Origin of the sequence: Mycobacterium sp., from assembly GCF_029961025.1 — a bacterium.
GTDB lineage: Bacteria > Actinomycetota > Actinomycetes > Mycobacteriales > Mycobacteriaceae > Mycobacterium.
The window spans coordinates 644,013-663,269 of record NZ_JASBVP010000002.1 but is presented as its reverse complement, the minus strand read 5'-3'; the positions used below and the strand labels follow the sequence as shown (position 1 = coordinate 663,269).

Genomic DNA, 19,257 nt, shown 5'->3' with positions numbered 1-19,257 from the left:
GAGGCGATGCGCGATGGCGTCATCGACGCACTGGGCGCTTTTTACCGCCCATCTTCGCCGGACGCTGACCTGGGATCAAGGCAAGGAGCTTGCGCTGCATCAACAGATCACCGCCCACATCGGCACACGGGTGTTCTTCTGTGACGCGCACTCGCCCTGGCAGCGGGGTTCCAACGAGAACACGAACGGCTTGCTGCGCGACTATTTTCCCAAAGGGCATTGACCTGGACCACATCTCACCCCAGGAACTGCAACGCGTCGCGACGAAATCAACGACCGGCCCCGCAAAACTCTCGGTTGGGCCCGACCGACCGACCCGGTGGGATCACGATCCACCTCAGCCAATAACTCCTCGACACCGGCAGTGGGCGACACCAAATCATAGGCGTGGAAGCGCAGCTTGCGATCACACCAGGACGACGACCACATGCCGGTAGTCTTCGTGTAGCGCAGCCGAGCGATCGTGAACCTGGTCCACTCGCGCCCCTATACGCCCGCCAGGGCGGGCGGCACTCCACGATCATCCGATGACGCTCAACAACATCCACCTCAACGCGGACCGCGTCGCCGACCTGGGCAGGCACCCTGTCCCGACACCACCGCCGCACCCGCGCCACATCCATCTCCGGCAAACCCTCCACTTCACTAGGGTTGCAACCATCCCGTTGCGACGTTCACTGGAATCCGCCTGGCGTTACTGGCGCCGACCGGTGCGGGCCGTGCCCGAAGGATGACTACCGTGATTGCCAGAGAGCAATACGATCAAGCCCATGTCGCAGTTACCTCCCCCGCCGTCTCCGGGGCCACCGATAGCGTCTCCGCCGTGGCCACCGGCAATGCCACCAGCGCCGAGGCGGCCACCATCACAGTGGCTGACACGCATCCTGCTCGTGACTGCGCTGGCGGTAATCGGCGCCATCGCGATCGGCGCGTGGTTTCGGCCGCTGCCAGACAACAAGCCTCTCCCCGCCTCGCCTGGGCCTACCTTCACCGACCAGCAAGTCAGCGACGCCAAGGCGGGCGTATGTGCGTCCTATCAGCAAGTGCACAGCGCAGTCGGCCTGAATATGGCCCGTGATTTAGGGAACGACCCGGTCGCGCAACTCCTCGTTGCGACCGCCGCAAGACAAGCACTCCTTGCAGGGAGCGAATACCTTATAACCACGCTATCCGAGGAGCCGGCGACCCCGCCGGATCTCGCAGCGGCAGTTCGGAAGCTAGCAACTTTATTCCAAAACTACACGATTGATTATCTGAACGGCCGTATGAATTCCGAAATCGAATCGTCGTTGCGCGTGGGCGACGAGACGACTTTGGTGATCGAAAGGCTGTGCAAGTGAACTTACCTCCAGGAAAATGGTCGTTGTTGCTTGTCGGTCATCAATGGCCGTATGACACAGCGGTGGAGGCTATAAATATCGGTGCGGATAATCGGGCAGCGATTCAAACCGGATACAACGATCTTGCGGACATCGTGTTCGCGGCCGTGCGGGTCGAGAGACGCGAACTCGTCAGCGCCGCCGTGGACACCATCACCGCGATCACCCAGAGCCGGCCGGGTTACCGGGGGTGGGGAATCACGGTCGAAGGATTCTGGGCCGCACACGGACTAGACACCGCAGTTTCGAGTGAGTGAGTGAGGACACCATGTTCGTGGACACCGGACTGCTGCACGCGGGAGCCAGCGATTCGCAGCGCGCGGGCAAGCACGCCCAGGACGGCGCGCATCACCTTGCGCGCGCACCGCTGCTTGCGGGGATGTTCGGTGACTTCGCGGTCGCCGAGGCGTTTCATGCGGCCATGAGCGCCGCGCACGCCCACCACGTCACCACCCTGGTGGCGCATCACCAGGCCCTCACCGGTATCGGCGAGAAAGCGCATCACGCGGCGGCGAATTTCACCGGGACAGAGGAGCGCAACACGAAGCTGTTGCGGGACGTGGTATGAGCTACCGGCACATCGACCACGACAAGCTGGCTGTGGTGGCCGGGGATCCCTGGCAGGTCAACGCCACCCTGCAGCATGGCCGGCCCGCGCACATCAACGCCCTGGCGCAAGCGTTTCATAACGCGGGTGAATCCACCGCGGATGCCGACGAGGCCTTCCGGCGGGCGCGGGAGCGGTTCGAACAGTCCTGGAACCGGGAGAACGGCGAGCATCCGCTCAACGATTCGGCTGAAGTGCAGCTGGTTACCCAGTCGCTGGGTGTGCAGCTCGCACAGCTGCCCAAGATCGGCGCCGACTTGGAAAACATCGCCGCCGGTTTGGCCGAGGCGCAACGCGCCAGCGCGGGCTACATCGCTAGCCTCGAAAACCGATTGCACCTCATCGATCGGAACTCGACGACGCGATCGCCGCAGAGAATTCTCCCTACGTGACTGCCGCGGAGCGCACTATCCTTGATGAACACATCAACGGCCTCTACCAACAAGCCATCGACGACACGCAGGCAACCCTGCAGCAGGTCATCTACGTGCGGGCTGGCTACGCGGGCACCCTGCAGTCCGTGGAGGCCACCCTGCGCGCCGATGGGTACGACCCGGCGCTCGTCGACGCTGGGGACGCGCCGGGATCGGCGCCCAAACCGGACAGCCCGGCCATCCCGGTTCCGCCGCCGAACACCAGCGCCGAGGATGTCAACAAGTGGTGGAACTCGTTGAGCAACGAGCAAAGAACCCAGCTGATCGCTCAACACCCACCGGAGTTGGGAAACCTCAACGGCATTCCGGTCATCGCCCGCGACGAGGTTAACGAGGCCGTGATGAACGACGACCTCAGCCGGGTACAGGATCTCGCCAACCAGCACGGGGTGCCGGTAGACAACGTGCTATTCGACCCCGCCAAATACGGCCTGTCAGCGGCCGCCGTCACTCGCTACAACAACGCGGTACAGACTCAAAAGGGGCTCAACACAGATGCTACGAACCCCGATGGCAGCAAAAATCCCGTCTTTCTGCATACCTATGACCCCGAGGCGTTCGGTGGGCGAGGCCGCGAAGCCATCGCTATCGGCAACCCCGACAAAGCAGACAACACGGCGGTGCTGGTTCCCGGAACCGGCAGCAGTGTCCGCGACGGCTATCTTTCCCACCTGGATGGGCGCAATCTGTACAACGAGGCCAACGCTGCCGACCGCAGCAAGGCGACGTCGGTGCTGGTGTGGATGGGCTATCACGCTCCAGACAGCCCTACTGACCTTCAGATCGGCCAGACGACGTTGGCACGAGACGGGGGCCATTTGCTGGCCACCGACGTCAACGCACTCGGTGTGACCCACGAGGGCTCCCCCTCACACGTGACTGTAATCGGCCATTCCTACGGCTCAACGACGGTGGCCGACGCCGCCGCCGGCTCCGGGATGCACACCAATGATGTGGTGCTCGTCGGTTGCCCGGGTACGGATTTGGCTCGCAGCGCAGGTGATTTCAACCTTTCACCGGGCGGCCACGTGTACGTGGGCGCGGCATCGTCTGACCCGATCACCCACTTCGGCGGCATCCAAGAACACATGCCCGGCACCGGCGTCACAATCGGGCTGGGCAACGACCCGGCCGTCGAAGGCTACGGCTCCACCCGGTTCAAAGCCGAAGTCCCCGGCCTGACTTCGCCATTGAGCGATCACAGCTCCTACTTCACGCCGGGAGACGAATCGTTGTTCAGCATCGGCGATATCGCCTCCGGTCATGGTGACGCACTGGCCCTCGACCACATGACGGCACCCCACCGCGGCGCCTACTGGCTGCCCGACGACATCGACCCGGAGGCCACTCGGCCAGGAACAGGCGGTCACTACCATTAGCAAGTCCTCGCAAGCCCTTCAGCGCTCAATCGCGATCTTTGGTCACCGAGCCTTGGCATGCGCCAGCGCGGCTTTGATAATCGTTGCAGTTCAATCCTGTAGCACAGTAAGGAATTTGAACGAAGGAGTGGTTCACCCGATGACCCCAGAGCAATCGAAGGCCCAAGTTATCGACGCCGCCCGCGAAATTATCCAACTTCTCGGCCTCAAAAGTGTGTATGTAAACTTCAGCCGCGAGTCATGCAACGACCAGGCGGTCGCGCCGTTTCGCGGTGTAGTAGGGCTCGGTTACCAACATGCATCAACGCTTGACGAGTCGGAGGCCGAGGTCCAGCGCATGTTGGCCGTACTCAAGCAACACGGCTGGAGCGGCGGGGGCGATTTCCACAGTCATTCCCCGAACGTGACCAAGCAGGGGGTGACCGCGGTCTTCAATCCGTACTCACCAGTCCAAAACTTCGGCGGAACCATCACAATCTACGGGGAGTGCCGCGACATGACCACGAAAGAGAACTCTGTACCCGAGCCGATACCGCCAGATCAGTTGAGATGATGGTCGCATCGCAAACGCCCAAACACACCGATTATGAGTCCGTCTAGTATTTTAAGATGTCGTCCCAGCTGGCGACACCTTCCGCGTTGACTCACCCAAAATGCGCGCGTAGCTTCCTTCGTTGCCTCATGTATGGTCCGAACGTCATCGCGGTGCTGGTGTTCTGCTGGGCGGTGCTGAGCATGCCCGCCGACAAGCGGCTGGCGCCGATACTGGGGGAGCTGGTGGAGCGGCTGCGTCGTTGCGAGGAGTTCGACATCGACGACGACACCGCCCGCGCTGCGGACGGGCATGTCGGCGGCCACCATTGATCGCCGCCTGGCGTCCGAGCGCAAGAAGCATGAGCTTAAGGGCCGCAGCCACACCAACCGGGCTCGCTGCTCAAAAGCCAGATCCCGACCGCGCCTGGGCCGATAGGGACGACGCGGTGCCCGGGTTCGTTGAGATCGACCTGGTCGGCCATGAGGGCGGCAACGCCGCTGGTGAGCACGCCTACACGCTGACCGTCACCGACATCGCCCCCGGCTGGACCGAGAACCGCAGCGCGCCCAACAAGGCCCGCAAATGGGTACTGGCCCCGCTGGACGATATCGCCAAGATCATGCCCTTCCCGATCCTGGGTGTGGACAGCGACTGCAGATCGGAGTTCTTCAATTACCACCTGCTGGCGTGGTGTGAGCACCTGCTGGCGTGGTGTGAGCACCTGCTGGCGTGGTGTGAGCAGCGCCAGATCACCTTCACCCGCTCGCGGTCGGGCAGCAAAGACGACGGCTGCTGCGGGGAACAGAAGAACTGGGCGGTCGTGCCCATCGTAGTCGGCTACCATCGTTACGATACCAAGGCAGAAGTGTTGTTGCTCAACAAGATATAGGCGTTGCAGTCATTGCTGACCAACTACTTCTACCCGCAGCAAAAACTCGTCTCCAACGTCCGCAACGGCGCCAAAGTGTCCAAGAAAATACGACACCGCCACGATCGCGCACCGCCGCGCCGAGCGCCATCAGGCGGTCTTCGATGAAGACAAGGCGATCCTCTCTAACACCTACGCGAGCATCAACCCGCCACCGTGCAGCGCCAGATCCAGGTCCGGACCACGGAGCTGCTCACCATCACCACCAGCAAGGCCGCACCCAAGACCAAAGCGACCATCGATACGCGCGTATCTTCGGATGAGTCAGCGAATCGGACTTCGCGCGCATCTTGACATGAGGCGACAGGCCCTGACCAGCTCCACCCCACATCCCAGAATGCGACGGCCGATCATTTGTTGCCCAGCGCTGAGGATGAGCACGCCTGCGCACTGATATTGCATGGATATTGATGGTGAGGATGTGCGTGTATGAAATTACCGGTAAGCAGGGTCTCGGATGCGTCGCGCGGCACCAATGGGTTTTGCGCCGTCTGCCCAGCACGCGCTGGGCTGTTTCAGCTTCGTCGTCGTCCGACGGGACGGCGATTGCGCCATCCCATGCCACGATAAAGCCGACCATTTCACCGGTGTTACTGGCGCCGATCGGTGCGGGCCGTGCCCGAAGGATGACTACCGTGATTGCTAGAGAGCGATACGATCAAGCCCATGTCGCAGTTGCCTTTCCCGCCGCCTCCGGGGCCGCCCACAGCCTCTCCGCCGTGGCCGCCGACAATGCCGCCAGCGCCGAAGCGGACATGGCGGTGGCTACCGCGGACCCTGCTCGTGACAGCGCTCATAGTGATCGGCGGCGTCGCGATCGGCGGCTGGTTTCGGCCGCTTCCGGACAACAAACCTCTCCCCGCCTCGCCCGCGCCCATCTACACCGATCAGCAAGTCGGCGAGGCCAAGGCAAGCGTTTGCGCTGCGTTTGACAAAGCGCACCACGCGTTGGTCGTGGCTGGAGCCCGAAATTTTGGCGAAGACCAGGTCGCAAAACAGGTTGTTGCTGAGGGGGGGTGGGAAGCACTCACGACGGGCTCCGAGTACCTTTTGACGACGTTGGCTGAAGAACCGGCAACCCCGCCTGATCTTGCGCAGGGGATTCGAAAGCTCGCCAAGCTGTACCAAATCCTCGCGCTGAATTTCATATCTGATGTTAGTCATTCCGAACAAGATTCGGTGTTGCGTAATTCAGACGAGGCGACGTTGACGATCGAACGGCTGTGCAAATGAGCGATTTCCCCGAGGGTAAATGGGATCTGTTACTTGTCGGTCATCAATGGCCTTACGACACAGCGGTGGCGGCCATGGACATCGGTGCGAATAATCGCGGCACCATCGAAACCGGATACAACAATCTTGCGGACAACTTGTTCGCCGCCCGTACCGGTGCGCTCCCCGACCAAGAGGGCAGGACCGCCGACGATATGCGCGAGAAGCTTCACCAGGGTGAGGACCACGCTCGCAGGGTGGCCACAAAGAACGGCGTCAAGAAAGACACGTACAACACCGCACGCAACAATGCCGAGAGCCTCCAATCCGAACTACGTGAACTGGCGAGGCAGGGCAATAAGCAGATCGACGACATCCAGGAGTCGAAAGAGCCCGCAGCGACCAAACTCAGCAAAATTGTCGGCGTGATCGCCGACTGTCAACGGCAAGCCAACCAAAGCGCAGCCAAGTATGGCGCCAACATAATCGACGCCACACAGCGTGTCCTCGATGAGGAGGGAACTGGCCAGTCGGCCTACGAGTTCAGCAACGCCCGCGGCTTGTATCCACAGCCCGACGAAAAGGCCATCGAGCAGCAAGTCCGAGGGATACTCGATACGCCTGGTTCATCGACAGACACCACTAATAAATATTGGGCACAGCTAGGACAATCACCACCCCCGGTCGTGCAGCTGCCCTCTTCGGCGCCGGGTGAAACGACAGGCACTCCTGGCACGTATCTGTCACAACCAGGACAATCGCCACTTCCCATCGCGCAGCCGGCCGCCTCGGGATCCGGTGACGTTACACGCGCCTCTGGCGCATTTTTCGCACAGCCCGGACAAGCCCCGATACCGTCACCGGCGCCGAGGTCGGCTCCTGCAGCATCGTTCGCCGCCCCGGCCGCGCCCTCCTTACCGAGTGCTCCGTCGCTGCCGAATGCCCCAACGTCGCTGCCCGCAGCTCCGTTGGCGGGGGCCGCGGGCCCGGCACAGGGCGCACAGGGTTTGACTCCGGCCAGTTTGATGCAGAGTTTTAGCCAGGGACTGCAGGCAGGCACACCGGTGCCGTTAGGTGCGGATGCGATTCCGTCGTCGCCGATGACCCAGGTGTCGCCGGCCGAGCCGCAGGTGCCGCCCAGCGCGCCAACAACCCCGATGGCGGGGCCGGGGGCGGTGGTGCACGCGCCCGCGTTCGACACGCCTGCGCCGATTGAACATGCAGCTGCCACGCAATCGCCGTCGCCGTCGCCTGTGGTCGCCGGACCGGCAGCGCCCGCAACGGTGGCACCGGCATCCCCGCCGTCGGGTCCACTGCCGGCTTACGGGGCCGATCTTCGGCCTCCAGTCTCGGCGGGCTCGAGCCCATCGGCGCCACTGAGCCCGCCACCGCCGTCGGGGGCCCCGGCCTCGGCACCAGCACATCCGGGACCAGGCCAGGCCGGCGTGGGACAACCTGCGCTGGTGCGTCAAACACCGCCCTTGACGCCGTCGCAGTCACCCCCGGGCATCGGCGCGCAGGCTGCCATGGCCACCGCTGGGGGTGGCTTTGCCGGGGCGGTCTCCGCCGATGCTGCGGCGCGGGCGCGGCTGCAGCGGCTAGTTGACGCCGTGGCCCGCCAGCAGCCGGGGTTGGCGTGGGCGGCCGGTGATCGCCCCGATGACACCACCGTGCTGGTGACCGACCTGGCCAGCGGCTGGATTCCGCCCGGTATCGATCTGCCCACCGCCGTCACGCTGCTAGAACCCGCGCGCCGGCGCAGCGACCTGGTGGGGCTGCTGGGCGAGGTCAGGGTTGTCGCGAGCTACACCCCGTTTCATTACCTGCCCGGCGAGGAAGACGAGCCGGTGCCGACCTCGCCGCGGCCCCGGCGGGCACCGCAAATCGACGAGCTGGGCTGGCAGCTCAACCGGGCCACCCACTGGCGTGACGGGCTGCCCCGCATCGCCCACACCCTGGCCATTGCCGCATCCAGGGGCACCGGAGTGCTCGACTCCGAAGTCGACGAGCTGCGCAAACATCTGAGCGAGATGGCTGCCCGCGTCCTTGACGGCTATCCGGATCGTGTCGATCAGAACGAGCTCGGCAACTGGCAGCTACTGGCCGCCATCGACGCGTTAGTTGCCGGTGACGAGGGCGGCGCCAACTACCACCTGGCATGGTTTTTGGCATGCACCGCCACGGCGGCACGCCGCCAATGAGCGACCTGGATTGGCTGCGGCACGCCGCCGCCACCGATGAGCGACCACCCCCTATGGAACGCGACGAGCTTCCTCGCGGGCAGGCGCCCCAGTGTCGGGCCGCCGCTGGCTACGCCCTGGCCGTCAACAAGATCACGGACGCTCTATACGCCGACAACCTCGCCGCCTGGCAGCGCCGCCACGGACTCTACGCCGCCGAGATCGCCCGCCTAAAGACCCAGGGCGGAACTATAGACCCGGCATTCATTGAGCGCTTGCACAGCGAGATCGAATGGGCGGCAATGAAAGCCGACCGCTTTGCGGACTTCAACACCACAGCCGGCCAAGGCCACCGGCGTATTCGTGAGCTGCTGTCGACGCTCAACAACGAGATGTGGCAACGTGCGGCTGCCACAGCGAGTCTGCGCCAAGCCGCAGCCGACCGCATCGACATACTCAACAACGTTGCCGCCGTGGTCGATGAAATCAACGCTATGACCCAGCGCGTCCTCGACGAATACGGCCCCAAAACACTCGTCGCCGACTTTCTCGCCTCCCACAACCTCGACACCACCGTCCCCCCGTACTGAATGCGCCACCAACCAACCGTGTGGTGCGGGAGCGGCCTGAGGGCCGGGGATCGGCCGATCCGGGTATCGCGCTGGGCGCATGTGTCGCCACGGATTGTGAACACGTGGTTTACTCATATCTCGACAGTCTCGACGCCGGCGGGCTGCTCGCGACCGAAGGCGACAGGGCTCGGGCAACCTACCAGTTCGCCGGGTTTCAAGCATTGGGGCGGCCAATGGCGGGAGGAGTGACCCGATGAGCAACGGCGATGAGCTACTTTTCGAGCTTGAGAAATGGCTTGCCGCGCATGGGTTGAACGTCCCACCGCCACCGATCACGCCCGATCCAGTGGTCCCGGTGAACTCGTTTTTCGACGCGTTGCTGGCGGCGGTGGCCGCCGCCGCCAACGGCGGCGACGCGGCCGACAACGCCGCCGCGCAGGCCGGACACGCCGAACGTGAGGCCGCCCTTGCCGATGCGATGACGAAATTCCCTGCCAATGAGGAAGAGTCGGCAGCGAAGCTTGCCGGTGTCGGCGATCCGAATCAGATGCTTCAGATGGCCCAGCAGCTGCCGCAGATGGCCACCGGTGTGGCCCAATCAGTCACGGGCGCCCTCGGCGGTCTGATGAATCCCCTGAATCAGATCCCGCAGCAGGTCGCCCAGGTGGGCCAGCAAGCCATGCAAATGGGCATGGGCGCGCTTCAGCAGGGCGCTGGTGGCGGTGCGGCCGCCGCCGAGTCTGTGCCTGACGATCTGCTCGGCGCCGCGGGCGGACTCGGCGACGCCGCCGGACTTGCTGGCGCCGCCGGTGCCGCCGGCGGCGCTGCCCTCGAGGGCACGGCACCGGCCTCGATGCTCGGTCCGCCGCCAACTCCCTCGGCCGGAACCGTCCCAATGTCCTCGTCGACCACCCCGCCGCTGCCGCCCAGCGCGCCGGAGCCGACAGCAGGACCGAGGGGTGGAATCGCCGGGATGCCGATGGTGCCACCAGGCGCCATGCACGGGCCTGACGGGCCGGGTAGCGACGCCAAGGCCGACACCAAGCGCGTCGTCCCGCCGTCGGTGAAGAACGGTGCGCCGGTACAGGGCCGTATCACCGCGCCGCCGGTCGCACCGGAGGTGACGAAACGTTTGCAGGGCAAGCCGATTGCCACCCGGCGCATCATTGCGCCGGACCCCAGGCCCGACGCGGAGACCGACCCCGACCGCTAAGTGCGGCGCTTAAGCTTCGCTAACCGGCATGGGCCGGTCGCCCGGCGGGTGCTGGCGACGCCGTCGACGCTACCGAAGATGGTCGGCGTGCTCAGGGACGCACCACGGGCGCGCGGCTCAATCGCCGAATCCGATCGAACGCCGAAGCACGATCTCCGGCCAGGGTGGGCGGCGCAGCACCGCGAGGCTGGCGATCACCGCCGATAGCAGGCCGGTGACCACGCCGAGCAGCGCGATCCGGTTGACGTCGACCGCCGGCACCCAGGACGCATGATCGCCGTGGACGACGAACACGCCGACCGGCGCGGCGGTGAAGCCAGATCCGGAGCCGTTCGCGGCATCGTCGGGACGATGCCTCACGCCGCCCCCACGGATCCGGGCAACCGGGATCACGGTGGCTCCGTCGGCGGTCTGGTACGGCTCCCCATACACACGCCTGACCACACCGTCGGTGGGCAGCTGCTCGAGGGCATCGGGAAACTTCATGGGACAACTCCTGTTTCGCGAGTTCTGTGCGATCGAGGCGACCAACCCGGTGCGCCGAGGACGCCCCGGGCTTCGCCTGTACTCAGCTCAGCTTCCCACCGAGTTTCCGCATCGGATGTCTTGGAGCATAAATGCGCGACACCGAACGGTAGATCGCGGCGCACGCCGGCGCCCGGCTGAACTCGTTGCAGCTCTTACGATGGCCGCATGACCGATCACGCGTTCAGCGTGCAGGAGCGGCAGGCCGTGTATCGGGTGATCTCCGAGCGCCGGGACATGCGCCGGTTCACCCCCGGCGGTGCGGTACCCGAGGATGTGCTGGCGCGCTTGCTGCAAGCCGCGCACGCCGCGCCCAGCGTGGGTCTGATGCAGCCGTGGCGGTTCATCCGCATCACCGACGCGGCGCTGCGTCGGCGCATCCACGCACTTGTCGACGAGGAGCGTCTGCTCACCGCCCAAGCGCTGGGACCACGGGCCCAGGAATTTCTGGCGCTGAAGGTCGAGGGCATTCTTGAGTGTGCTGAGCTGCTGGTGGTTGCGCTGTGCGATGGCCGGGATGCTTACGTTTTCGGTCGGCGCACCCTGCCGCAGATGGATCTTGCGTCGGTGTCGTGCGCGATCCAGAACTTATGGCTGGCGGCTCGGTCGGAAGGTCTCGGCATGGGCTGGGTGTCGCTATTCGATCCGCAACGCCTGGCGGCCTTGCTGGCGATGCCCTCCGATGCCGAGCCGGTGGCCATCCTGTGCCTGGGCCCGGTGCCCGACTTTCCGGATCGGCCGGCGCTGGAATTGGATGGTTGGGCCTTCGCGCGACCCCTCGACGAATTCGTCTGCGAGAACAGGTGGGGCGTGCCGCGCCAATCGACTGGGCCTCTCAGCCCGAATCGGTGGGGGCGTCCGTAGTTGCCGGGTTATCCCTAGGCGTCGCGGTTGCCACGCCGGGCAGTCGAGCCTGACGACGGCTCCTCAACCCGGCGGTAACCGCGCGCGGTATCGTCGCCGGTCGAAGCGTAACCGAGAGGGTGACAGGTGAGAACACCGTGACGGACCGGCGCGACGACAACATCCTGCTCGTGCACTGGCACGACCTGGGACGCCACCTGGGTGCCTACGGCCACGCGGGCGTGTCAAGCCCGCGACTGGACCGGCTGGCCGCCGAGGGCATCCTGTTCACCAGAGCGCACGCCACCGCCCCGCTGTGCTCGCCGTCGCGGGGATCACTGTTCACCGGCCGCTACCCGCAAAGCAACGGTCTGATCGGCCTGGCCCATCACGGCTGGGAATATCGCCCGGGCGTACGCACACTTCCCCAGATTCTCTCCGAATACGGCTGGTATTCAGCGCTTTTCGGTATGCAGCACGAAACCTCATACCCGAAACGGCTGGGTTTCGACGAGTTCGATGTCTCGAACTCGTACTGCGAGTACGTCGTCGGCCGGGCCCGAGAATGGCTGCGGGAGGGCACCCCGATCCGCACGGGCCAGAAGTTCCTGTTGACGACCGGGTTCTTCGAAGCACACCGGCCCTATCCGCGCGAGCGTTACCAACCGGCCGACCCCGCCGCGGTAACGCCACCTGATTACCTGCCCGACACCGCCGAGGTGCGCCAAGACCTGGCCGACTTCTACGGAGCTATCGCGACGGCAGACGCCGCGGTCGGCCGGTTGCTGGACACGTTGGCCGACACCGGACTGGACGCCAACACCTGGGTGGTGTTCGTCACCGACCACGGCCCGGCCTTCCCACGCGCGAAATCCACGCTATATGACGCCGGAACCGGCATCGCGATGATCATCCGCCCGCCCGCCCGGCTGGCGATAGCCCCTCGTATCTATGACGAGTTGTTCAGCGGAGTGGATTTGCTACCAACGCTGTTGGGCCTGCTCGGTGTCGACGTGCCCGCCGACGTTGAGGGCGTCTCGCACGCGGACAATCTGCTGGGCACGGCGACGGCCCCGGTGCGTGAGCACGTGTACACCACAAAGACTTACCACGACTCGTTTGATCCCATTCGGGCGATTCGCACCAAGGACTACAGCTACATCGAAAATTACGCGCACCGGCCGCTGTTGGATTTGCCGTGGGATATCCGCGACAGCCCCTCCGGGCAAGCCGTCGCGTCGTCGGCAGCGGCGCCGCGCCCCGAACGTGAGCTCTACGATCTGCGGGCGGATCCGGGCGAACTCAACAATTTGCTGCTCGGTGACGACGCCGGACACGTCGATGAGCTCGCCGGTGAGCTGGCCGCCAGGCTGCACCACTGGCGCGAGCAGACCGGCGACGTCATCCCGTCGGAATTCGCGGGTACCCGCATCGCGGAGCGCTACACCGAAACGTATGTGCAGATTCATCGTAAGGCGCCAGCCGCCCGGTCCGCGATCGCCGCGGACCGGGGCATCGAGGATACGACGCAGCAGACCGAGCAATAGTTGAGTTCAGCGTGAACGTAATTCGTGCGGACCCGCGCACGCCGAAGCCCAGTTACGCTCAGCGCGTGAGCGCACCGTCATACCTGGTCCTTGCCACCCAGCGCAGCGGCAGCACCCTGCTGGTGGAATCGCTGCGGGCGACGGGGTGCGCCGGCGAGCCCCAGGAGTTCTTCCAATACCTGCCGAGCACCGGCATGGCGCCGCAGCCGCGGGACTGGTTTGCCGGAGTGGAAGACGAGTCGATCTTGAAGTTACTCGATCCGCTACAGCCCGGTACCCCGGACACCGCGACACCGGTAGCCTGGCGTGACCACATCCGCAGCTCCGGTCGCACACCCAACGGCGTCTGGGGCGGCAAACTGATGTGGAATCAGACCCCGCTGCTGCAGCAGCGGGCCGCACAGCTGCCGGACCGCTCCGGTTCCGGTTTACGGGCCGCGATTCGTGATGTGATCGGAAGCGAACCGGTTTTCGTGCACGTCTACCGGCCGGACGTGGTCTCACAGGCGGTGTCGTTCTGGCGCGCGGTGCAGACCCAGGTCTGGCGGGGACGCCCCGATCCCGAACGTGACTCGCGGGCCGTTTACCACGCCGGCGCCATCGCCCACATCGTCAGGATTTTGCGTGAGCAGGAAAACGGGTGGCGTACCTGGTTTGCGGAAGAGAACATCACCCCCATCGACGTCGCGTACCCGGTGCTGTGGCGCAACCTGACCGCGATAGTCGGCAGTATTCTGCAGGCCCTCGGCCTGGATCCGCGGCTGGCTCCGCCACCCGTGCTGGAACGCCAGGCCGACCAGCGATCCGACGAGTGGGTGGACCGCTACCGGGAAGAGGCGCAGCGACTGGGACTCCCCCAATGACCCGATGAAGACTCACCGCGAGAGTGCCAGTAGCGACACGTTTCCCGAGTAGCAGTGTCGGTAGATGCACCCTCGCGGTCGAGGCAGGCATCGCACGTGGGTGCCTCCCTCGCCGCCATCCGGGCCGGCTGATATAGACAAACCGTATTGCCTGATGCTTCCTCAGCGAGTCAGCGAGGGCGACGATGATCGGTGCGCACCGGCAGCCGGGTGCCGGGATGAGACGGAAGCGAAGCGTATGACAGTGGGCACGGTGGATGAGACCCTGGCGGTACGGCAAGTCTGGTCTGCGCTCGGTCTTCCCGGCCTCATCGACGTGCACACCCATTTCATGCCGCAGTCGGTGCTGGACAAGGTGTGGGCCTACTTCGACTCGGCCGGCCCGCTGGTGGGCAGGCAATGGCCGATTACCTATCGCACCAGCGAGTTGCGGCGTCTGCAGATACTCCGGAGGTTCGGTGTTCGCGGATTCACCGCGCTGGTCTATCCGCATAAGCCACAGATGGCGGTGTGGCTCAACCAGTGGGCCGCGCGATTCGCCCGATCCACGCCGGACTGCTTACCCACTGCGACGTTTTATCCCGAACCGGAAGCCCGCGGCTATGTGGAGGCCGCGATTCGCGATGGGGTTCGGGTGTTCAAGGCGCACCTCCAAGTAGGCCGCTACGATCCCAACGACCCGCTGCTGAACGGGGTTTGGGGTGCGATCGAAGATGCCCGCCTGCCCGTCGTCATTCACTGCGGATCGGGCCCGGCGCCAGGGAAATACACCGGCCCAGGCCCCATCCGTCAGCTGCTGCGGCGGTACCCGCGGCTACGGCTGATCATCGCGCACATGGGAATGCCGGAGTACACCGAATTCCTCGACATCTGTCAGAATTCCCCCGAGGTGCGGCTGGACACCACGATGGCGTTCACCTCGTTCGTCGAGGAAACCATGCCGTTTCCGCGATCCGAGTTGTCTCGGCTGCAGAGGCTGAGTGACCGCATCTTGTTCGGCAGCGATTTCCCCAACATCCCCTACGGCTATCTGGAGGCTTTGCAGTCGATCGTCCGGCTGGATCTCGGTGCAGACTGGCTGCGCGCGGTGTTCTACCACAACGCGGCCGGTTTGCTCTATCCGCCGGACGACGCCGCTAACGGCCGGACGCCGGCCCGCTCGTAGCCCGTGCCGCTGGTGCAAGCACCCGTCGGCATCGGTAGCCACTATGAGCGGGTTCCGGTCAGCGCCCGATTGCCGCGTGCCGCGCGACCGGGCGGACCGGATGTTCGAAGGCGGGCCAGCGCACCAGCGTCAGCACATCCTCAGCCATTGCGGTGTGGCCCTCGAGTCGTTGCGCGGACAGCGGGTGCAGGGCACGCAGGGCCGGGCGATGGTTGCCGTTGTGCGGGATCAGCCCGGCCAGCGGAGCGGACCCGCCGGGCCGCGTATCGGTGCGAAATGCGCTGGCGACCGCCAGTGTGCGGTGGGATCCGAAGCCGGCGATCTCCAGCACCGTCCACGTCTCCCGCGCCGGATACGACCAAATCGCCGCCAGCGTGGCCGGCAGCCCGGTATCGACGTTAACGCGGTACGCCGCGACGTAATCGGCGCTGCCCTGACGAACCGCCCGCCAGGTTTCCGGTGCGGAGGGCTCCAGCAGCGGCGGGACGTCCTCGGGCGCGGCGATGCTGGCCGGATACCCGGTCTCCCCGAGGTGGTCGGCCAACCGGCGCGCGGTGACCTGCGCGGTCTCGTACAACGGGATCCGCGGTGATCGGGCCCGCAGCGCGGCCAGGTTCTCGGCGGCCGACACGGTCAGCCCGATCCAGGTCTCCCGGCAGGGCTCTCCGGTGTCCGACGTGGTGTCGTGGCTGGTGACACGGATCGCGTGAACGCGGATGCCGTAGCGGTCCAGGTAGCCGGCGACCACCGCAAGCGGCAGCGCATCGGGGTCGACGGTCGGCGCGGCGACGCGGAGCAGGATGGTGACCCGGACGTCGGTGCCGGCCGCGGGCGTGGGCCGCTCGCCACGGTTGCGGCGCATCATCGCCAGCCGGCGACCCAGAATCGTCGTGACGTGCTGTCCGCGCCACCAGCTCAGCAGCACGATCAGCACGCCGACGGCGACACCGAGCAAAACCCGGTGGGAGAGCGAGCGCCAGGGATAGGCCATCGCCGCGGGCAGCACGGCCAGCAGCACCAGCGTGACCCGGGCGGCCCCCGGCAAGACGATCTTCGATCCGTGTGGGCTCATCCGGTGGGCTCCTTTCGGCGGTACGCGATCGCGGCGGCAGCCAGCACCAGTGCCAGCGCACCGGTGCCGGCGAACGCGACAACTTGCGGGGCGCGGCTCTTCGGGGCCGGCGCCGGCGGGACGATGAGCTGCTTCACCGGCGGGGTGCGTCGCGTGTCGGCGGGTAGTTCCCAGGTCAGCGCCGCCACGGCATCCAGCGCCCCGGCGCCGACCAGGTTCGACGGGTCTCGGGCCGCGTTGTGGGCGGTCGCGGTGAGGCGGTCGACCACCTGGGTGGCGGTCAAACCGGGAAAGCGGCTGCGGACCAGTGCCGCGACACCGGCCACGGAGCCGGCGGCATACCCGGTGCCGGTCAGCGGAACCAGTCGCTGGCGCTGATCGGGCAGCCCGTTGGCCAGGTCGCCGTCACCGCCGTTGCTCACCGACACGACGTCCTCGCCGGGCGCGGCGACACCCACCCACGGCCCGGACATCGTCGCTTTCGACGGCTGACCGCCCGCGGTGAGCGCGGCCGCCGACAGCACGTACGGCTGCCACCATGACGGAATGGAGACCGTGGTGACCCCGGCCCAGTTGCGCGGGTCCTGCGCTCGGCCGGGATCGGCCAGCGGATTGGATTCGCAGCCGGTGCCGCCGGCCGCCGACCCGGTAAAGCCGTTGTCGCCCGCCGCGGCGACGATCACCGCGTCCTTGGTGACGGCCGCGTAACGGATCGCCGCCCCCAGCGCCGCCACCTCGACGGTCCGGTCGGCCGGCAGGCAGATCGGCGTCGCGACGGTGATCACCCGCGCGCCGAGGTCGGCGGCGCGCACGATGGCCCGGCCCAGCGCCGCCACCTCGACGGAGGCGTCCCGCAGCGCCGGATCGCCCCCGGTTATCCGCGGGGAGAACTTCGTGGAGGTGACCCGGATGGACAGCAGCCGCGCCGCCGGCGCCACCCCGGAGAAGCCGTCCCGGCCCGGCTGGCCGGCGACGATGCCAGCGATCGCGGTGCCGTGCCCGTCACAGTCGGTCAGGCCGTCGGTGGATTCCACATAGTCCCCACCCGGGGCCACGTCCGGCAGCCGCGACCCGGGCCGCACGCCGGTGTCCAGGATCGCCACCGTCTGGCCTTCGCCGCGGGAAAATTGCCACGCCGCAGGAAGATTCAGCATCAGCTGACCGGCCGTACCGGCGCCCGGATCGGTCCCCGGGATGACACCGGAGACGGCGCATTCGCTGTGTTGCTCCATCGGTACCACCGGCCCCGGGGTGCCGTCCGGTGGCGGCACCGCCGGGTCGACCACCGGCGGGCTGATCGCCGCGGCCTGCGGGCAGGTCAGCAACGCCGTCGCCAAAGCCGCTGCCAGGAAACTCAATCCGGCTCGCCTCATCGCTGGGCTCATCGATTGAGCAGCCATCCGTAAAGACCGACCACATACGCCATGACGGGGATCAACGAGCCGTCAATCCCGGCCGCCAGAAAGCCAACCAGCCGCCGAATCGGCAGTGAATAACTGTCCGGGGACGCCACCGTCGGGCTCAACGCGGCGACCACCCACGCCAGCACCACCCCGGCGAACGCCGCCAACGTCCAGAACGCGGCGGTGTAATGCGCCGTCGCAGCGTAGAGCACCAGCAGCGCGCCCATCGTCAGGCCGGGCTGGGCCAGCAGCCAGATCTTGCAGGCCGCCGAGTCCCACACCCGGGCGCGCAGCAGGAACCCCAGCCCGGCGGCCGCCACCACATACCAGCCCCAGCCGGACAGCGACTCGGGCCGCGCGGCGATCGCGGTCGAGCCGAGCACGCTGAGCAGCACGCCACCGGCGATGAACCCGACCTGGTGGGCGTCGCTGATGCGCACCCGGCGCGGCAGATCCTCTAAGACCCGCAACGGCGGTGCCGACGGTGTGGGATCACCCGGCGCCGGGATGACCGGCAGCGGGAACCGGGCCCACAACGCCGACAGCTGGGCGGCCTCCACGGTGAGCAGCAGCGCCGCCACGATCAGCCCGCAGCCCAGGCTCACCAGCGACAGTTGCCACAGGGATGCGGCACCGGCGGCCAGCAACACGCCGGCGCCGAGCACCGCGGTGGCGGTGAAAAAACCGATGGCGTGCTCGTCGCCCCGGCGCGGCAGCACCACGCTGATCACCGACCAGGCGCTGAATCCGGCGGCGCCCAGCATGAGATTCGCCGGTCCGAAGCCCCCGGGCACCGCCAGCGCGCAGGCCGCCGCGACCGGAACCAGAGCGGCGGCGGACAGGGCCACCCCGGTTCGCGGGGATCGCAGCTGGCTCACCAGGGCTGCCAGCACGGTCGCCGCGGCGATCGCGCTGGTGGCGTACAACGCGACCGGCGCTCCGGTGATCACCCGGTAAGCGGTCGCCAGGCCGGTTGCCGCAATGACGAGGCTGAGGACCGCGCCCAGCGCGCAGCGCTGAATATGCGCGGTCCCCCAGGGTTTGCGCCGGGCGGCCGAAAAGATCACCGCGGCATCGGCGATGTCTTCGACAATCCCGGGTGCGGCCGGGCCCGGGGGCAGCGGCTGCAACACCAGCAGGTCACCATCGACGACGCCAACGGTGTCCAGGCTGGCGTCCAGGCTGAACGGCGCGCCGCCGATGGGCGCGAGACTAAGCCGCACCGGCGCCCCGTCGTGGCCGTCTTCATCGGACGCCGGGGCGGCCAAATGCTGGACGGCCGGCAGGATCTCGCGCAGCGGGACCTCCGCGGGCAGGGCCATCTCGGTCAGCCGGTTTTCGGTGAGCACGGCCACCCGCACGATCGGCATCGCGACACCGGACATCATCGGGGCTTGGGT

General features: G+C 66.4%; 24 protein-coding genes. 17 read left to right on the top strand and 7 right to left on the bottom strand.

Going from position 1 to position 19,257, the window contains the following annotated elements; all coding sequences use genetic code 11:
• The first annotated feature begins 13 nt into the window (after positions 1–13).
• Positions 14–223, top strand: coding sequence for an IS30 family transposase (locus tag QJR12_RS03785; RefSeq protein WP_300576393.1), 210 nt, complete (start codon positions 14–16; stop codon positions 221–223).
• On the opposite strand, the gene QJR12_RS03780 is transcribed toward QJR12_RS03785, so the two are convergent.
• Complete coding sequence (locus tag QJR12_RS03780; protein WP_300576391.1) at positions 202–429, bottom strand: DUF3024 domain-containing protein; 228 nt, start codon at positions 427–429, stop codon at positions 202–204. The two genes, QJR12_RS03785 and QJR12_RS03780, sit on opposite strands and share 22 nt — an antisense overlap.
• A gap of 461 nt (positions 430–890) precedes the next feature.
• Between QJR12_RS03780 and QJR12_RS03775 the strand changes: the two genes are divergently transcribed.
• From QJR12_RS03775 to QJR12_RS03735, 9 genes are all read left to right on the top strand, one after another.
• Positions 891–1,340, top strand: coding sequence for a hypothetical protein (locus QJR12_RS03775; protein WP_300576389.1), 450 nt, complete (start codon positions 891–893; stop codon positions 1,338–1,340).
• A 62-nt stretch (positions 1,341–1,402) separates the two neighbouring features.
• On the top strand, positions 1,403–1,636 hold the full coding sequence (locus QJR12_RS03770) for a hypothetical protein (protein WP_300576386.1): 234 nt from the start codon (positions 1,403–1,405) through the stop codon (positions 1,634–1,636).
• 11 nt (positions 1,637–1,647) lie between these two features.
• Entirely contained in the window at positions 1,648–1,947 is a 300-nt protein-coding gene (locus QJR12_RS03765) for a DUF2563 family protein (protein ID WP_300576577.1), read from the top strand.
• On the top strand, positions 1,944–2,378 hold the full coding sequence (locus tag QJR12_RS03760; protein WP_300576383.1) for a hypothetical protein: 435 nt from the start codon (positions 1,944–1,946) through the stop codon (positions 2,376–2,378). Before QJR12_RS03765 ends, QJR12_RS03760 begins: the two co-directional genes overlap by 4 nt.
• Positions 2,375–3,799: an alpha/beta hydrolase gene (locus tag QJR12_RS03755; RefSeq protein WP_300576381.1), complete on the top strand. Its 1,425-nt coding sequence runs from the start codon at positions 2,375–2,377 to the stop codon at positions 3,797–3,799. The genes QJR12_RS03760 and QJR12_RS03755 overlap by 4 nt, the downstream gene beginning before the upstream one ends.
• Positions 3,800–3,938: 139 nt before the next feature.
• Positions 3,939–4,352, top strand: coding sequence for a hypothetical protein (locus QJR12_RS03750; RefSeq protein ID WP_300576378.1), 414 nt, complete (start codon positions 3,939–3,941; stop codon positions 4,350–4,352).
• 128 nt (positions 4,353–4,480) lie between these two features.
• On the top strand, positions 4,481–4,663 hold the full coding sequence (locus QJR12_RS03745; RefSeq protein WP_300576375.1) for a hypothetical protein: 183 nt from the start codon (positions 4,481–4,483) through the stop codon (positions 4,661–4,663).
• A 116-nt stretch (positions 4,664–4,779) separates the two neighbouring features.
• Positions 4,780–5,223, top strand: a complete 444-nt coding sequence (locus tag QJR12_RS03740; protein ID WP_300576373.1) for a hypothetical protein — start codon at positions 4,780–4,782, stop codon at positions 5,221–5,223.
• Between the two features lie 822 nt (positions 5,224–6,045).
• Positions 6,046–6,495, top strand: coding sequence for a hypothetical protein (locus QJR12_RS03735; protein ID WP_300576371.1), 450 nt, complete (start codon positions 6,046–6,048; stop codon positions 6,493–6,495).
• A gap of 29 nt (positions 6,496–6,524) precedes the next feature.
• On the opposite strand, the gene QJR12_RS03730 is transcribed toward QJR12_RS03735, so the two are convergent.
• Both QJR12_RS03730 and QJR12_RS03725 read right to left on the bottom strand, forming a co-directional pair.
• On the bottom strand, positions 6,525–6,722 hold the full coding sequence (locus QJR12_RS03730) for a hypothetical protein (RefSeq protein WP_300576368.1): 198 nt from the start codon (positions 6,720–6,722) through the stop codon (positions 6,525–6,527).
• Positions 6,723–6,806: 84 nt separating this feature from the next.
• Positions 6,807–7,073: a hypothetical protein gene (locus QJR12_RS03725; protein WP_300576366.1), complete on the bottom strand. Its 267-nt coding sequence runs from the start codon at positions 7,071–7,073 to the stop codon at positions 6,807–6,809.
• Between the two features lie 864 nt (positions 7,074–7,937).
• On the opposite strand from QJR12_RS03725, the gene QJR12_RS03720 reads away from it, so the two are divergent.
• The 3 genes from QJR12_RS03720 to QJR12_RS03710 all read left to right on the top strand — a co-directional run bounded on the left by QJR12_RS03720 (position 7,938) and on the right by QJR12_RS03710 (position 10,439).
• Complete coding sequence (locus QJR12_RS03720) at positions 7,938–8,675, top strand: DUF5631 domain-containing protein (RefSeq protein ID WP_300576363.1); 738 nt, start codon at positions 7,938–7,940, stop codon at positions 8,673–8,675.
• A complete protein-coding gene (locus QJR12_RS03715; protein WP_300576361.1) occupies positions 8,672–9,244 on the top strand; it encodes a hypothetical protein in 573 nt (190 codons plus the stop codon). Before QJR12_RS03720 ends, QJR12_RS03715 begins: the two co-directional genes overlap by 4 nt.
• Positions 9,245–9,479: 235 nt before the next feature.
• The gene (locus tag QJR12_RS03710) at positions 9,480–10,439 is read left to right on the top strand and encodes a hypothetical protein (protein ID WP_300576358.1); all 960 of its coding nucleotides are present in this window, start codon (positions 9,480–9,482) and stop codon (positions 10,437–10,439) included.
• Positions 10,440–10,556: 117 nt separating this feature from the next.
• Here the strand turns inward: QJR12_RS03710 and QJR12_RS03705 are convergent, their stop codons facing one another.
• Positions 10,557–10,925 (bottom strand): GerW family sporulation protein, encoded by a 369-nt coding sequence (locus tag QJR12_RS03705; RefSeq protein WP_300576356.1) that lies wholly within the window; start codon positions 10,923–10,925, stop codon positions 10,557–10,559.
• Positions 10,926–11,132: 207 nt separating this feature from the next.
• Here QJR12_RS03705 and bluB point away from each other — a divergent pair, with 207 nt between their 5' ends.
• The 4 genes from bluB to QJR12_RS03685 all read left to right on the top strand — a co-directional run bounded on the left by bluB (position 11,133) and on the right by QJR12_RS03685 (position 15,382).
• Positions 11,133–11,828, top strand: a complete 696-nt coding sequence (gene bluB, locus QJR12_RS03700; protein ID WP_300576353.1) for a 5,6-dimethylbenzimidazole synthase — start codon at positions 11,133–11,135, stop codon at positions 11,826–11,828.
• 137 nt (positions 11,829–11,965) lie between these two features.
• Complete coding sequence (locus QJR12_RS03695; RefSeq protein ID WP_300576350.1) at positions 11,966–13,354, top strand: sulfatase; 1,389 nt, start codon at positions 11,966–11,968, stop codon at positions 13,352–13,354.
• Between the two features lie 65 nt (positions 13,355–13,419).
• A complete protein-coding gene (locus QJR12_RS03690) occupies positions 13,420–14,217 on the top strand; it encodes a Stf0 family sulfotransferase (protein ID WP_300576348.1) in 798 nt (265 codons plus the stop codon).
• Positions 14,218–14,470: 253 nt separating this feature from the next.
• Positions 14,471–15,382 carry an amidohydrolase family protein gene (locus QJR12_RS03685; RefSeq protein WP_300576346.1) on the top strand — a complete coding sequence of 304 codons (912 nt, stop codon included), beginning with the start codon at positions 14,471–14,473 and terminating at the stop codon, positions 15,380–15,382.
• A 58-nt stretch (positions 15,383–15,440) separates the two neighbouring features.
• Here QJR12_RS03685 and eccE read toward each other — a convergent pair whose 3' ends face one another.
• From eccE to eccD, 3 genes are read right to left on the bottom strand one after another with little or no spacing between them, the layout of a single operon-like run.
• On the bottom strand, positions 15,441–16,454 hold the full coding sequence (eccE, locus tag QJR12_RS03680; protein ID WP_300576343.1) for a type VII secretion protein EccE: 1,014 nt from the start codon (positions 16,452–16,454) through the stop codon (positions 15,441–15,443).
• Positions 16,451–17,827 carry a type VII secretion-associated serine protease mycosin gene (gene mycP / locus QJR12_RS03675; protein WP_300576340.1) on the bottom strand — a complete coding sequence of 459 codons (1,377 nt, stop codon included), beginning with the start codon at positions 17,825–17,827 and terminating at the stop codon, positions 16,451–16,453. Before mycP ends, eccE begins: the two co-directional genes overlap by 4 nt.
• Before the next feature lie 8 nt (positions 17,828–17,835).
• Positions 17,836–19,245, bottom strand: a complete 1,410-nt coding sequence (gene eccD, locus QJR12_RS03670; protein WP_300576575.1) for a type VII secretion integral membrane protein EccD — start codon at positions 19,243–19,245, stop codon at positions 17,836–17,838.
• Positions 19,246–19,257: the final 12 nt, after the last annotated feature.